Origin of the sequence: Streptomyces populi, from assembly GCF_002911015.1 — a bacterium.
In the GTDB taxonomy this organism is placed as follows: Bacteria; Actinomycetota; Actinomycetes; order Streptomycetales; family Streptomycetaceae; genus Streptomyces; species Streptomyces populi.
This window is the reverse complement of sequence record NZ_KZ626897.1, coordinates 1-14,034: the sequence shown is the minus strand read 5'-3', so window position 1 is coordinate 14,034 and position 14,034 is coordinate 1. Positions and strand designations below refer to the sequence as shown.

The window sequence follows — 14,034 nt, the reverse complement described above, 5'->3', positions numbered from 1 at the left end:
GGGACCGAGAAAGGCCGATCATGACTACGACTGCCGAGGGCACCACGAACGCCACGTCGACCGGTTCCACGCCGACGACGAACGCCGTCCTGCGGGTGCCGCCGGCGTCCCCGGCCGCGGCCGCCGCCTACTTCGGCGCGAGCCTCGCCTTCCACGCGGACGTGTCCGACGTGGCCGCGGCCCTCGCGGCCGGCGGCGACCCCGGGTTCGTCGTCGTCGACTCCCGCTCCACCGCCTCGTGGGACCAGGGCCACGTCCCCGGAGCGGTCCATCTGCCCACCGCGCTCGTCCCCGAGCAGGCCGAGCGGCTTCTGGACAAGTCGGTGCCGGTCGTCACCTATTGCTGGGGGCCCGGATGCAACGGCGCGACCCGCGCCGCCCTCGCCCTCGCCGAACTCGGCTTCCAGGTCAAGGAGATGCTCGGCGGCTTCGAGTACTGGGCGCGCGAGGGCTTCGAGTTCGAGACCTGGCAGGGGCTCGAGCGCCGCGCCGCGGACCCGCTGACGGCGCCCGTGGACGCGGCGGACTGCGGCTGCTGACCTCGGGGAAAGGGGGCCGTGCCGACGGTCTCGGCCCCCGCGTCCGGGCCGGTGTCCGGATCCGGTTTCCCGGGAGCGGGCTGCCGTACGGGGGCGGACGCGTGCCGTGTAACTTCTGCGCATGCCAAGATACGCGGACCCCGGTGCGGTCCAGTGGGTGGAGTCGGGCGGCGGGCCGCTCATAGCGATTCCGGAGACGGTGCTCCCGTTCTGGGCGGGGGCCGACGGCGACGACATGTCCTGCGACTACGACCGGGCCTGTGACGTCGAAGGGTTCATCGGCCTCCTGCCCGTGGGCGACACCAGGGCCCTGGTCCTCGGCGACGACCCCGCCTCGACCACCTACCTCCCCGAGCACGGCGTCTTCGTGCGCTGGTGCGCCGCCGACTCCGAGGACGAACTGCTCGCCGTCGTCCCGGCGGCGCTGGCGCAGGCCGCCTGGGAGCCGGAGACGGAATGGACGGTTCCCGGCCCCGTCGTCCTCTTCGACGCCGCCTGGCCGGGAACCGCCTCCGAGAGCACCGATCACCTGAGGGTGGTGCTCGAACCGGGCCGGTACGGGGTCCGCGCGGCCCGCGTCGAACCGGGACCCGAGACCTGGGTGGGACTCGTACAGCTGCGTCGGCTGACGCCCTGACGCCTGATACCTGACGCCGGGGTGCTCCGGGTGACATCGCGCGGCGGCCGGAGCGGCCGCCGCGCGGGGCCGTCAGAGCCGGGAGAGCTCGTCCACCAGGTCGTCCAGACCCAGGGAACCCTGGGACAGGGCGGCCATGTGCCAGGCCTTGGCGTCGAAGGCGTCACCGTGGCGCCGCTTCGCGTTCTCACGGCCCAGCAGCCAGGCGCGCTCGCCGAGCTTGTAGCCGATGGCCTGGCCGGGCATCGTGAGATAGCGGGTCAGCTCGCTCTCCACGAAGTCGGCCGGCCGGCTGCTGTGCGCGCCGAAGAACTCCTGCGCCAGCTCCGGGGTCCACCGCTCGCCCGGGTGGAAGGGCGAGTCGGCCGGGATCTCCAGCTCCAGGTGCATGCCGATGTCGACGATGACCCGGGCGGCCCGCATCATCTGCGCGTCGAGATAGCCGAGCCGCTGCTCCGCGTCGGTGAGGAAGCCGAGTTCGTCCATCAGCCGCTCCGCGTACAGCGCCCAGCCCTCGCAGTTGGCGCTGACCTGGCCGACGGTGGCCTGGTAGCGGGACAGGTCGTCCACGACGTACGCCCACTGCGCGAGCTGGAGGTGATGGCCGGGCACCCCCTCGTGGTACCAGGTGGAGACGAGGTCGTAGACGGGGAAGCGGGTCTGCCCCATCGTGGGCAGCCAGGTCCGGCCCGGCCGCGAGAAGTCCTGCGACGGGGCGGTGTAGTAGGGGGCCGCCGCGCCGCCGGGCGGGGCGATGCGGGACTCCACCCTCCGTACCGGTTCGGCGAGTTCGAAGTGCGTGCCGTCCAGGGCCGCGATCGCCTCGTCCATCAGTCCCTGGAGCCACTGCCGGACCTCGTCGACCCCCTCGATGTGGCGGCCGTGCTCGTCGAGGTGCGCGAGGGCCACCCAGGGGGTCGCCGCGCCGGGCAGGATCTTCTCGGCCTCGGTCCTCATCTCGGCCAGGAGGCGGTGGTACTCGGCCCAGCCGTAGGCGTACGCCTCGTCGAGGTCGAGATCCGTACCGTTGAAGTAGCGCGCCAGCCGCGCGTACCGCTCCTGGCCCACGGTGTCCGGCGCACCCTCGATCGTGGGCGCGTACACGTCGCGCATCCAGTCCCGCAGGGCGGCCACGGCCTCCGTCGCGGTACGCGCCGCCGTGTCCAGCTCCTCGCGCACGGTGTCGGGGCCCGCCGAGACGAAGTCCTCGAACCAGCCGCGGCCCTGTCCGTCGGTGTCCGACCACTCCGTGAGCTGTTCGACGAAGGTCGCGGTCGGGCGCGGCCCGGCGTACAGCTTGCGGTCGAGTCCGAGCGTGAGGGACTCCCGGTAGCCCGCGAGCGCGGCCGGCACCGCGCGCAGCCGCTCCGCGACCGTGGCCCAGTCCTCGTCGGTCTCCGTCGGCGTCAGGGTGAAGATCTCCCGGACCGAGTGCACCGGTGTGTGCAGGTTGCCCACCGTCCGCAGGCCCTCGCCGGCCTCGTGGACCGCGAGCGCGGCGGTGAGCCGCTCACGCAGCAGCCGGGCGCAACGGCGCTCGATGTCGCGTTCCGCGCCGGGAAGCCGTTCGGCCTCCTCCAGCCGCGCGAGGGTCACCCGCGCCAGCTCGGCGACGGCCTCCTGGCCGGCGGGCGAGGTGTCGGGAAGCCTGCCGTGGCTCTCCTTCACCCCGAGGTAGGTGCCGAGAACCGGGTCGAGGGCGATGAGCTCGTCGACGTACGCGTCGGCGAGCTCACGGGGCAGCTGGTTCTTCGTCTCTGACATGCGCACATACTCATACGCGCACGGGCGCCGCGTCAGCACGCCCAACCGGGCTTTTCACCGCATCAGCCGGATTTGGCCGGAGACGACGGTCCCGGCGCGGCGGGTGGCAGCAGGGGGCCGCAGTCCCACTGCTGGAATATCAACCGCGTCTCGACCCGCGCCACCTCACGCTGCGAGGTGAACTCGTCGAGCACCAGCCGCTGCAGATCCGCCATGTCCGCGACCGCGACATGGACGAGGTAGTCGTCGGGGCCGGTCAGATGGAAGACGGTCCGCGACTCCGGCAGCAGCCGGATCCGGTCGACGAAGGGCCCCACCAGCTCCCGGCGGTGCGGGCGGACCTGCACGGACAGCAGCGCCTCCAGACCCCGCCCGAGCTTCGCCGGGTCCAGCCGCAGCTGATGGCCGAGAATCACCCCCGCCCGCCGCAGCCTGGTCACCCGGTCGAGGCAGGTCGACGGAGCGACGCCGACCTGCGCCGCGAGATCGCGGTAGGTCGTCCGTGCGTCGTTCTGCAACAGTCGCAGCAGATGAAGATCCACCGGATCGAGTACGACAGAATCGGCCATGGCGCGAACGTAACACGGGATGTGGCGCCGAAGCCCCGCCCGGTGTTCAGGCTTCGCCGCATGGACTCCCTTGTGCACGACAGGCAGGGCGCGCTCGGCGCGCAGGACGATCTGAGCGGCGACGGCCGGGGCATCGCGACCCCGGCCAGGGCACTGGCCACGGAGGCCGTGCACGCCGGCCGGGAGGACCTGGCCGCTCTGGGGCTGCACGCGGCCCCGATCGACCTGTCCACCACCTACCCCTCGTACGACAGCCGCGGTGAGGCGGCCCGGATCGACGCCTTCGCGGCCGACGGCGCCGAACCCGAGGGCCCGCCGGTCTACGCCCGCCTGGGCAATCCGACCGTCGCCCGCTTCGAGACCGCCCTCGCGCGCCTCGAGGGCACCGAGAGCGCGGTCGCCTTCGCGAGCGGCATGGCCGCGCTGAGCGCCGTCCTCCTCGTCCGCAACGCGATGGGCCTGCGCCACGTCGTCGCCGTACGTCCGCTGTACGGCTGCAGCGACCACCTGCTGACCGCCGGGCTGCTCGGCTCCGAGGTCACCTGGGTCGACCCGGCCGGCATCGCCGACGCCCTGCGGCCCGACACCGGGCTCGTGATGGTGGAGTCCCCGGCCAACCCGACGCTCGCCGAACTGGACCTCCGGGCCGTGGCGCACGCCTGCGGGTCCGTCCCGCTCCTCGCCGACAACACCTTCGCCACCCCGGTGCTCCAGCGCCCCGCCGAGAGCGGCGCGCGGCTCGTCCTGCACAGCGCAACCAAGTACCTGGGCGGGCACGGGGACGTCATGGCGGGAGTGGTCGCCTGTGACGAGGAGTTCGCCCGCAAGCTGCGCCAGGTGCGGTTCGCGACGGGAGGCGTCCTGCACCCGCTGGCCGGCTATCTGCTGCTGCGCGGCCTGTCCACTCTGCCCGTCCGGGTCCGGGCCGCCTCCGCGAACGCCGCGGAACTCGCCCGCCGGCTCGCCGCCGACCCGCGCGTTTCCCGGGTCCACTACCCGCGCATCGGCGGGGCCATGATCGCGTTCGAGGTGCACGGCGACCCGCACGAGGTGATCGCCGGAGTCCGGCTGGTCACCCCCGCCGTGAGCCTCGGCAGCGTCGACAGCCTCATCCAGCACCCGGCCTCCATAAGCCACCGCATCGTCCCCACGGCGGACCGCCACGACGCGGGCGTCAGCGACAAGCTGCTGCGCCTGTCGGTCGGCCTGGAGGACGTGGATGACCTGTGGACCGACCTGGACGCGGCCCTCGGGGGCCCCGGCGGGCGGTGACAGGACGGGGGGAGGACGGGCCCCGGCACCACCCGGTGCCGGGGCCCGTCCTTCACGTCTGCCGTGTCCGCGGCGCGTACGGTGGCCGTCGTGCCCGCGGTGCCCGGTTCTCGGCACTAGTCCCGGTGCGACCCGTCCCCGGGCGTCGTCCTGGCGCCCGTCCCGTGCTGGGCGTGACCGTGGGCGTAGGGCAGCGGCGGGGCGGCCGGCGCCGGGTCCAGGCGGGCGGTGATGACCAGGGTGCCCTCCTCGATCTGGTAGTCGAGGGGGAGACCGAGGCCACGCATGGCGGCGACCATGCCGGTGTTCGACGCCTGCGTGACGGCGTACACGCTCTCGCAGCCGGCCTCGGCCGCCATCGCCACCAGACGGCCGAGCAGTTCGACGCCGATTCCGCGCCGCTGCCAGTCGTCCTCGACGAGGAGCGCGACCTCCGTCTCGTCCCCGTCCCACAGGAGATGACCGAGCCCGACGATCCTGCCGGACGCCGTCCGGACGGCGAGGGTGCGCCCGAAACGGGGGCTGAGCAGGTGGTTGAGGTACCGGTCCGCGTCCCCGACGGGGCCGTGGTACCGCATGCTCAGGGTGCGCGGCGAGCAGCGCTCGTGCATCGCCTTGGCGGCCTCGACGTCGGAGACGTCGGCGCGCTGCACCGTGATCGGGTTGCCCTCGGGCAGGGTCAGCACGTCCTGTCCGCGCGGGACGCGCGGGCCGAGTCGCGCGTCCAGTTCGACCAGGGCCCGCGCCCGGGCGAACTCGGTCGGCGTGAACGGCAGGTACGGCCGCTCCACCGTGATCGTCCCGCCCTCCGGCACGCGCAGCCGCATCACCGTGTCCTCGAGCGCCCCCTCCACGGGAGCCCCCTCCGCCGCCAGGCCGGAGACGGGAGAGGCGGCGGGCAGCGAACGGATCGTGCACCGGCCGAGCAACTGCCTGAGGGCGAGCGGCAGTTCGGAAGCGTCGAGGGCCGTGCGGGTGGCCAGGCCGAGCACCCGGGTCGGCGCGTCCACCAGGTCGTGGGCGTCGGCCCGCTCGATCCAGGTCGCGCTGCCGCCGGCCCGCGCCACACCGCGGGTGATCTCGGACGTGGCCAGCTCCGCGGGCGCGCGCAGCAGGAACTCGTCGACCGTTCCGTCCGCCAGCGGATGCGTCTGGAGGCTGAGGATGTCGACCTGGTGCTCTGCGAGCGCGGTGCACAGCGCGGCGAGCGAGCCCGGCGCGTCCTCGACCGTCGTGCGCATCCGCAGCAGCACGGTCGCCCCGGCGTCGGTCAGGGGCGCGGAGGCCGCGGTCTCCTGCCCGGAGTGTCCGCCCGTTCGCCCGTCCGAGGGCGGCCGGGCGCCGGTATCGCTCGTCGGCGGCGCGTGACCGTGGCGCCGTGCCCACCATGTGTGGAAGCCGGCCGTGGCGATCAGGAGCACCGCCGAGATCACCAGCAGCGCGGGGCCGTCCGGCCCGTGCCCGATCAGGTTGGCCACCCCGTCCGCGACCGCCACGGCCGTGAACAGCGCGGCGAGTTCGACGAGGTCCCGTCGCCAGTGGTGAACGGGCCGTCCGTGCTTCGCACGCGTCACATCAGACATGTCTGGAGTCATACAGTCACTGTGAAGGAATGGTGTTGCGTGATCACGAACGGCTTGTGACTGATCGGTTAAGCGTCGTTCTGTCCTTTTTGCAGTTCTTTTTACGGGTCTTTTGCCTCGAATGCGGGAGCCGGCTGCCCACCTGGTCAGGACGGCCGGCTCCTCGGCCGCCCTGCGCCACGAGTGCGGCGGCCCGCGCCGGGCGGTGTCCTCCAGCGTCAGCCGGTGGCCTCCCGCGTCAGCGCGGTCCGCAGCCGCCGGGCCTGGGTCACCACCTTGGACGAGCCGTGCCGCTCGGCGACGACGGCGAGATGTGCGAGATCACCGCGCGCCCCGGACCGCTCGGCGCAGTCGGCGGCGACGGCCGGCAGCTCACCCAGCCCCCGTACCGCGCCGCCGCCCGCCCCGTCGACGGCGAGGTCGGCCCCGCGGCCTCACTGCCCCACGCGCCCCGGCTGGAGCACCTGCGTGAACAGCACGGACCCGTCCTGTTCGCGCAGCCGTACCGTCAGCTCGCCGCTGTCGCCGTCGATGTCGACCTCGCCGAAGAACTGGTAACCGCCGGCGGGCGAGACGTTCGAGGCGGTGGGTGCCTTCACGAACACCCGCTCCGGACCGAAGGTGCCGTCCAGCGCGCTCGCCGGGAACGCCCCGGCGTTGAGCGGACCGGAGACGAACTCCCAGAACGGCTCGAAGTCGGTGAACGCGGCCCGCGACGGCTGGTAGTGCTGTGCCGAGGTGTGGTGCACGTCGGCGGTGAGCCACACGGTGCCCGTGATCCGCCGGTGCTTGATGAACCGCAGCAGTTCGGCCACCTGGAGTTCGCGTCCGAGCGGCAGGCCGGGGTCGCCCTGCGCCACGGCCTCGAAGTTCGGCTTTCCCTCGGTCGTGTCCGGCACGACGAGCCCGAGCGGCATGTCCGCGGCGATCACCTTCCACACGGCCCGCGAGCGCGACAGCTCGCGCTTCAGCCACTCCAACTGCCTGGAGCCGAGGATGCCCTGAAGATCCGTCGCCTGGTCGTCCGGGGAGTTGGCGTTGCGGTAGGTGCGCATGTCGAGGACGAAGACGTCCAGGAGCGGACCGTGGCGCATCACCCGGTACACGCGACCGTCCTTGTCGCCCGGCCGCAGGGTCGACACCGGGAAGTACTCGCCGAACGCGCGCCGGGCCCGCGCCGCCAGGACGTCGACGCTCTTCTCCGCGTAGCGCGTGTCCGTGGTGGCGATCACCTCACCGGGGTACCAGTTGTTGCGCACCTCGTGGTCGTCCCACTGGATGACGGAGGGCACCTGGGCGTTGAACCGCCTGAGGTTCTCGTCGAGCAGGTTGTAGCGGAAATTGCCGCGGAACTCCGCCAGCGACTCGGCGACCTTGGACTTCTCCTCGGTCGTGACGTTCCGCCAGGTGGTGCCGTCGGGGAGCGCCGCCGTCGCCGCGATCGGGCCGTCCGCGTAGACGTTGTCACCGCTGCACAGGAAGAAGTCCGGGTCGAGCCGGGCCATCGCGTCGAAGATGCGGTAGCCGCCGATGTCCGGGTTGATGCCCCAGCCCTGTCCCGCCAGGTCGCCCGACCACAGGAAGCGCACGCCGCCCCGCCGCCCGCGCGGAGCCGTACGGAACGTCCCGCTCACCGGCTCGCCGGTGCGCCGGGGATCGTCGGGGTCGGCGAGCAGGACGCGGTAGTGGATCTGCTCGCCGGACGGCAGCCCGTGCAGCCGGGTCGTCCCCGTGAAGTCCGTGTCCGCGCCCAGCAGCGGACCGTGCCATCTGCGCGGGTCGCGGAACGAGGCGGTCGCCGAGGTCTCGACGACCATCCGGGCGGGGCGGTCGGAACGGACCCACACCAGGCCGGAGTCGGCGGTCACGTCACCGGCCTGGACGCCCCAGCCCGCCTTCGGCCGGCCGGACAGGGCGAACGCCGGTGCCGTGCCGAGGGCGGTGGGCAGGGCCAGTGCCGCCGACGCGGCCAGGGAGCCGCGCAGCACGCTGCGGCGGCCGGGGAACGAGCTGAGCGGACGGTGCGCCATGGATACGCCTCCGGGGACGGATTCGGCCAGTGTGCACAGCCACAACTACTGGTGCGCCGCAGCGCGCACGGAAACCACGGGTGAACAACCGGTCCCGGGAAGCACGGGACCGACACGGCCGCCGCGGGGCCGGACCGGTTTCCGGCGCGCGGGACAGACCCGGGACCGGGCCGGGCCGCCCGGCTCGGTGAACCCGGCGGGGCGGTCCGGCCCGGTCCCGGAGGCCCCCGTCCCGAGCCGGGGCGCGGGTGCCTCAGAGCGCCGGGGACCCGTCACGGACCCCCTGGCTGCGCACGGCCTCCGCCATCAGCCGCACGCCGTCCCGTATCCGCGCGGGCGGCAGATGGGCGTACCCCAGCACGAGCCGTACACCGTCCGCGGCCGTCGCCCCGTAGTGCGCCGAGGGCCGGACCACGACCCCGGCCGCCGCGGCCCGTGCGAGGAAGCGGTCCTGTGGTCCGTACCGGCCGGGCAGGGCGGCGACCGCGTGCAGACCGGCCGCGACGCCCGACACCTCCGTGCCCGGAAAGTGCTCCTCCAGGGCCGCGACCAGGACGTCGCGCCGCTCCCGGTAGGCGCGCTGGCAGCGGCGCAACTGGCGGTCGTAGTCGCCGCGCTCGACGAAACGGGCCAGGAGCGCCTGGTCGAGGACCGGGTTGCCGAGGTCCATGGTGCGTTTGCGCTCGACGACCTCCTCCAGGTGGGAGGCGGGGACGAGGAGCCAGCCGAGCCGGAGCCCCGGGGCGAGCGACTTGCTGACCGAGCCCGTGTACGCGACACGCTCGGGGTCGAGGCCCTGGAGGGCGCCCACCGGGGCGCGGTCGTAGCGGAAGTCGCCGTCGTAGTCGTCCTCGATCACCAGCCCGTCCACGGACCGGGCCCAGTCGAGGAGTTCACCGCGGCGCCGCGCCGAGTACGCGATCCCCGTCGGGAACTGGTGGGCGGGCGTCGTCACCACGGCTCGTACGCCGGAGGCCTCGAGCGCGGCGACGGCCAGTCCCTCGTCGTCGAGCGGCAGCGGTACGGTGCCGACGCCGGCCGAGGCGAACAGCGAGCCGTGTTCCGGACTGCCCGGATCCTCGACGCCCACACGGGACGTCCCGCGCGCGTGGAGCACGGATCCGAGCAGTGTCATCGCCTGGGCGACGCCGGAGACCACGACGACGCGTTCCGGGTCCGCGGCCACGCCCCGGCGGCGCACGAGCAGTTCGGCGAGGGCGGTCCGCAGCTCCGGCAGACCGCGCGGATCCGGGTAGCCCAGTGCCCGGTGGGGCAGTTCGGCCAGCACTCCGCGGTGCGCGGCGGCCCAGGCGGAGCGCGGGAAGAGGGACAGGTCGGGGGTTCCCGCGACGAAGTCGGCCCGCACCCCGGCCGCCCGCGGGGCGCGGTCCCGCGCGCGCGGACCGACCGCGCGGACCGCGCCGCCGACCCAGGTGCCGGCACCACGGCCGCTGCGCAGGTACCCCTCCGCCGTCAACTGCTCGTACGCCTCGGTGACCAGCCCCCGCGACACGCCGAGATCGCCGGCCAGCTCACGGCTGGACGGCAGCCGGGTGCCGGGAGCGAGCCGCCCGGAGCGGACCGCCTCGCGCAGCGCGGCCTGCAGCGTGCGTCCACGCGCGCGTGGCGGAGCCGCCGCGGCCGGCAGGAGCAGTTCCCACGCGGCCGACCCGGAGGGCCCCGGCCTGTCCGGAGCGGGATGCGGCGGTCCGCCGCGATTGGTCCCCGATGACGTCATGGAAGTGGACCTTAAACCGGACCACCTCCGTTCATAGCGTCGAGGACATGAACGCCACCACCACCCGGGGCGCACTGCTCGCCGCCCTCGCCTGTGTCCTCGTCGGAGGTTCCTTCACCGCCAACAGCGTCCTGGGCCACTACCCGTACGCGGGCGGCCAGTTCCTGCGCTACGGCCTCGCCTGCGTCCTGCTGCTGCCCCTCGTCGGGCGGGGCGGTGCCGCCCCGCTGCGGCGGCTCGCGCCCCGCCAGTGGGGGCGCCTCGGGCTGATCGCGGCCGTCGGCATGGTCGGTTTCAACCTCGCGGTGCTCGCCGCCGAGCGCACGGCCGAACCCGCGGTCCCCGGTGTCTTCGTGGGCTGCGCCCCGGTCGTCGTGGCGGTGCTCGTACCGCTCCGGGAGGGCCGGCGGCCACGACGCCGGGTGCTGTACGGGGCGTCGCTCGTCGCGCTGGGCGCCTTCGCCGTCCAGGGATGGGGCCGCACGGACGCGGCCGGGATCGCGTACTCCCTGGGCGCGCTGACCGGGGAAGTCGGCTTCGCGGTACTGGCGGTGCCGGTGCTGCGCCCGCTCGGGCCACGGCTGCTGTCGGCCACCGTGTGCGGTGTGGCCGCGGCCGAGTCGGCCCTGGCCGGGACGGTCACCGGCCGCGGAGCGTGGCTGCGGTTGCCGGACGCCGCCGAGGCGACCGCGCTGCTGTGGCAGGCGGCGGTCGTCACGGTCGTCGGCTTCGTCTGCTGGTACATGGGCGTGCAGCGCATCGGCGCGGAGCGCGCCACGCTCTTCTCCGGCCTCATCCCGGTCTCCGCGGCCTGCACCGCGCCGCTCGTGGGCGCGGGTGCCTACGGGGTCGCGCAGGCCGCCGGAAGCGCCCTCGTGGGCACCGGAGTCGCCCTCGGATCAGGCGCGTTGGGCCTCGTCGCCGGACGCGGCTCACGGGCCGCCGCGGGGGCCCGCACGGCCACCGCCCCTCGGGACGGCTCGCCCGCCGCCGCCCACGGCCGCCCCGCCGTCGCAGCCCGGGACGGCCGGGCGGACGCCGCCGAGGACGGATCAGCGGCTGCCGTCGAGGATGACGCGGGCGACGAGCGCCGGGTCGTCGTTCATCGGGACGTGGCCGCAGCCGGGCAGCCGCACCAGCCGCGCCCGCGGAATGATCTGCTTGGCCCGGACGCCCTGGCGGCGTATCAGCAACCGGTCGCGGGTGCCCCAGGCCACGGTGACGGGAAGCGTCGGGATGTCGTCCGTGAACTGGACGTTCGTGCCCGCCCGGAGGGTCTCGGCGAATCCCTCGGCACGGGCCAGCGCGAGGGTCTCGGCGACGACCGCGTCGGGTGAACGCCGGCCGGGCCGGGCGTAGATGGTGCTGGTCAGCACCGTCCGCCCGGCCGCCGAGCGGGAGAGCCGTTCGACGACCGGGAGGGGTATGCGCCGGGCCGTCTGCCGCATGGCGATCAGCAGGCCGAAGGCGTAGCGCCGCTCCACCGGGGACCAGAAACCGGCGGGCGAGAGCGCGGTGACGGACCGCACGAGCTTCTCGCGCCCCAGCTCCAGGGCCAGCAGTCCGCCGAGCGAGTTGCCGGCGACGTGCGGCCGCTCGATCTCCAGTGCCTCGCACAGCGCGCCGAGCAGGGGCACCACCGTCGGCAGGTCGTGGGTGAGCCCTTCGGGCAGCGCCGGGGACGCGCCGAAGCCGGGCAGGTCGACGGCTATGACGTCGCGTTCGGCCGCGAGGATGGGGATGACCGGGTCCCAGGCCTGCCGGTGGTGCCCGATCCCGTGCAGCAGGAGCAGCGGTTCGCCGGTGCCCACGCGCGCGTAGGACACGGTGACCGCCTTCGGGCCGCGCGGTGTGGGGAGGCTGACGGTGACCGTGTCGGACATGGGACTGCTCCTCGTCTGGACGCCGTGACGGACCATCTTGTAGACAGCTTGTCAGCAAGTGCTACCGACGGGTAGCCCCGGACCGTCACGAACCGTACATCAGTCACCGCGGAGCGGGACCGCCGTTCGGGCGTTCCTCGGTACGGACCACTCCGTACGGGCCGTGCGGTACGGGCCGCGCGGTGCGGCCGGCGCGGTGCGGCCCGGGCCGCATCAGTACGGCCCGGGCCGCTCGTGCCCCGCTACCGGCGGCCCTAGCGCGCCCTGCGGACCTCCACGTTGAAGTCCGCGTGCCCCATGCCCTGCATGAGGTTCACCCACAGCGGGAGGTACATCTCCGTGGCCCGTGCGGTCCGGATGCCCCCGAGGTCGAACACGCGCCGCTCGGGCCAGCCGAACTCGCCCAGCAGCGCCGTCACCTGCTCCTTGGCGCCCTCGTCGTCACCGGAGACGAAGATCTGGTGCTCGCCCGGCACCCTGGAAGGGTCCACCATCACCTGGCAGTTGACGGTGTTGAGGCTCTTCACCACGCGGGCCCCCGGGAACTCCCGCTGGATCTGCTCGCCCACGCTGTCCGACTCGACGGGAGACAGCCGCAGCTCGCCCTCCTCGATCGCCAGAGGATTGGAGACGTCCAGCAGCACCTTGCCGTCCAGGTGGTCCTCCCCGGCCGATCGCAGCACGGTGAGCGCGACCCGCCCGCCCACCGCGTTCACGACCACCTCGCCGAACGCCGCCGCGTCCGCGAAGGTGCCGTGATGCGCCGTGGGACCCGCGGCGTCGGCCCACTCGACGGCCGCCGCGTTGTCCTTGGTGCGCGACCCCAAAGTGACCTCGTGGCCCAGTTCGACCAGCTTGCCGGCGAGGGCGCGCCCCACGTCGCCCGTGCCCAGTACCCCGTATCGCATCGTCGTTCCTCCCGTTGTCGGGACCACCGGTCACCGGCGGCCCGCGGTCATTGTGCTGCCGGGGCGGCCGTTTCGCCGGGACACCGGGAAATGTGTCGGGCCGGAGGGTCCGCCGCGGGACCGCGGAAGCCCCGTTCTTGTACGGGGGCTTTCGGCGTCGTGTCACGGACGTCGCCCGGCGAGAACACCCCGTGAACGCTCCACGGCCGGGCCCCTGCGCGATCGGTGAGGGATCGAGGATTGGTATTGACCAAGGGTGGGGGCGGCCCTATGGTCGCAGGGATAGTGCAGGAACCTTTAATAAACAAGGGCGTTAAAACGCCCCCGGGCCACGGCGATTGCGGAGGACAGGGTGGGGACCACGCAGTTGGAATCGGTGCCGGAACCGAAGTACTGGCACCTCAGGACCGTGCTCAGCGAAGCGCTGGACTCCGAGTTCGCCGTGGGCGAGATCCTGCCCAACGAACGTGACCTGGCGGCCCGCTTCGGTGTCGCCCGGGCGACCCTGCGCCAGGCGCTCGAACAGCTCGAGCTGGAAGGCCGTCTACAGCGCCGTCGCGGTGTGGGCACCACCGTCGCGCCGCCGCGCGTGGGTGTCGCCGTCGGAACCGAACAGCACGTGTGGCCGGGGGCGGCCGGTGACGCCTGGCACGCGGCGGACTGCACCGTGGCCGTGCCGCCCGCGGCGGTCGCGGGCATGCTGGAGACCGCCGACGGCGAGTCGGTGCACACCGTACGCCGGTCCCTGGTGACGCACGGACAGCCCGTCGCCGCCGAACTCCTGTACATCCCGGCGTCGTCGGTGCCGGACCTGTCGGCGATCGACGCGCCCTCGGGCGCCGCACGCGCGCGTGCCGTGCTGCGGGAGCTCCAGCGTCTGGAACTGGAGGGCCAGGACCGTGCCGTAGAGCTGGGCTCGGCCCGCGCGGACGACGCCAAGGAGCTCGACCGCCTTCCCGGGGCGCCGGTTCTCGTCGTCACGACCCGTTTCGTCACCGAGGGGCGCACCACGGCGGTGTCCGTGGCCACGTACCGCGCGGACACCTGCCGGCTCACGTTCGGCGACTCCGGCGGCGTGGAGATCCACCACGACCCGGAGCGTCGCGCCTCC

The 14,034-nt window shown here is 73.7% G+C and carries 11 protein-coding genes and 1 pseudogene; 5 read left to right on the top strand and 7 right to left on the bottom strand.

Annotation, left to right across the window (positions count from 1 at the left end; translation table 11 throughout):
* Positions 1-20 precede the first annotated feature (20 nt).
* Positions 21-539, top strand: coding sequence for a rhodanese-like domain-containing protein (locus CW362_RS26145; protein WP_103551990.1), 519 nt, complete (start codon positions 21-23; stop codon positions 537-539).
* A gap of 121 nt (positions 540-660) precedes the next feature.
* Positions 661-1,176 (top strand): immunity 21 family protein, encoded by a 516-nt coding sequence (locus CW362_RS26140; protein WP_103551989.1) that lies wholly within the window; start codon positions 661-663, stop codon positions 1,174-1,176.
* 72 nt (positions 1,177-1,248) lie between these two features.
* Here the strand turns inward: CW362_RS26140 and CW362_RS26135 are convergent, their stop codons facing one another.
* Together CW362_RS26135 and CW362_RS26130 are read right to left on the bottom strand one after the other, a co-directional pair.
* Positions 1,249-2,940, bottom strand: a complete 1,692-nt coding sequence (locus CW362_RS26135) for a DUF885 domain-containing protein (protein ID WP_103551988.1) — start codon at positions 2,938-2,940, stop codon at positions 1,249-1,251.
* 62 nt (positions 2,941-3,002) lie between these two features.
* On the bottom strand, positions 3,003-3,509 hold the full coding sequence (locus CW362_RS26130; RefSeq protein WP_103551987.1) for an Lrp/AsnC family transcriptional regulator: 507 nt from the start codon (positions 3,507-3,509) through the stop codon (positions 3,003-3,005).
* A 60-nt stretch (positions 3,510-3,569) separates the two neighbouring features.
* On the opposite strand from CW362_RS26130, the gene CW362_RS26125 reads away from it, so the two are divergent.
* Positions 3,570-4,781 (top strand): trans-sulfuration enzyme family protein, encoded by a 1,212-nt coding sequence (locus CW362_RS26125; RefSeq protein WP_376453343.1) that lies wholly within the window; start codon positions 3,570-3,572, stop codon positions 4,779-4,781.
* A 116-nt stretch (positions 4,782-4,897) separates the two neighbouring features.
* Here the strand turns inward: CW362_RS26125 and CW362_RS26120 are convergent, their stop codons facing one another.
* The 3 genes from CW362_RS26120 to pdxR form a co-directional block, all read right to left on the bottom strand.
* A complete protein-coding gene (locus CW362_RS26120; protein WP_240658052.1) occupies positions 4,898-6,364 on the bottom strand; it encodes a GNAT family N-acetyltransferase in 1,467 nt (488 codons plus the stop codon).
* 434 nt (positions 6,365-6,798) lie between these two features.
* Positions 6,799-8,394, bottom strand: a complete 1,596-nt coding sequence (locus CW362_RS26115; protein WP_103551985.1) for an alkaline phosphatase D family protein — start codon at positions 8,392-8,394, stop codon at positions 6,799-6,801.
* 253 nt (positions 8,395-8,647) lie between these two features.
* Positions 8,648-10,132 carry a MocR-like pyridoxine biosynthesis transcription factor PdxR gene (gene pdxR, locus CW362_RS26110; protein ID WP_103551984.1) on the bottom strand — a complete coding sequence of 495 codons (1,485 nt, stop codon included), beginning with the start codon at positions 10,130-10,132 and terminating at the stop codon, positions 8,648-8,650.
* Between the two features lie 47 nt (positions 10,133-10,179).
* On the opposite strand from pdxR, the pseudogene CW362_RS45695 reads away from it, so the two are divergent.
* A pseudogene (locus CW362_RS45695) lies at positions 10,180-11,274 on the top strand (DMT family transporter); the annotation flags it as partial.
* Here CW362_RS45695 and CW362_RS26100 read toward each other — a convergent pair.
* A complete protein-coding gene (locus CW362_RS26100) occupies positions 11,185-12,015 on the bottom strand; it encodes an alpha/beta fold hydrolase (RefSeq protein WP_103551983.1) in 831 nt (276 codons plus the stop codon). The pseudogene CW362_RS45695 and the gene CW362_RS26100 sit on opposite strands and share 90 nt — an antisense overlap.
* A 254-nt stretch (positions 12,016-12,269) precedes the next feature.
* Entirely contained in the window at positions 12,270-12,923 is a 654-nt protein-coding gene (locus tag CW362_RS26095) for an NADPH-dependent F420 reductase (protein WP_103551982.1), read from the bottom strand.
* A gap of 352 nt (positions 12,924-13,275) precedes the next feature.
* On the opposite strand from CW362_RS26095, the gene CW362_RS26090 reads away from it, so the two are divergent.
* Positions 13,276-14,034 (top strand): GntR family transcriptional regulator (locus tag CW362_RS26090; protein WP_103551981.1); only part of this gene is annotated, 759 nt, incomplete at its 3' end.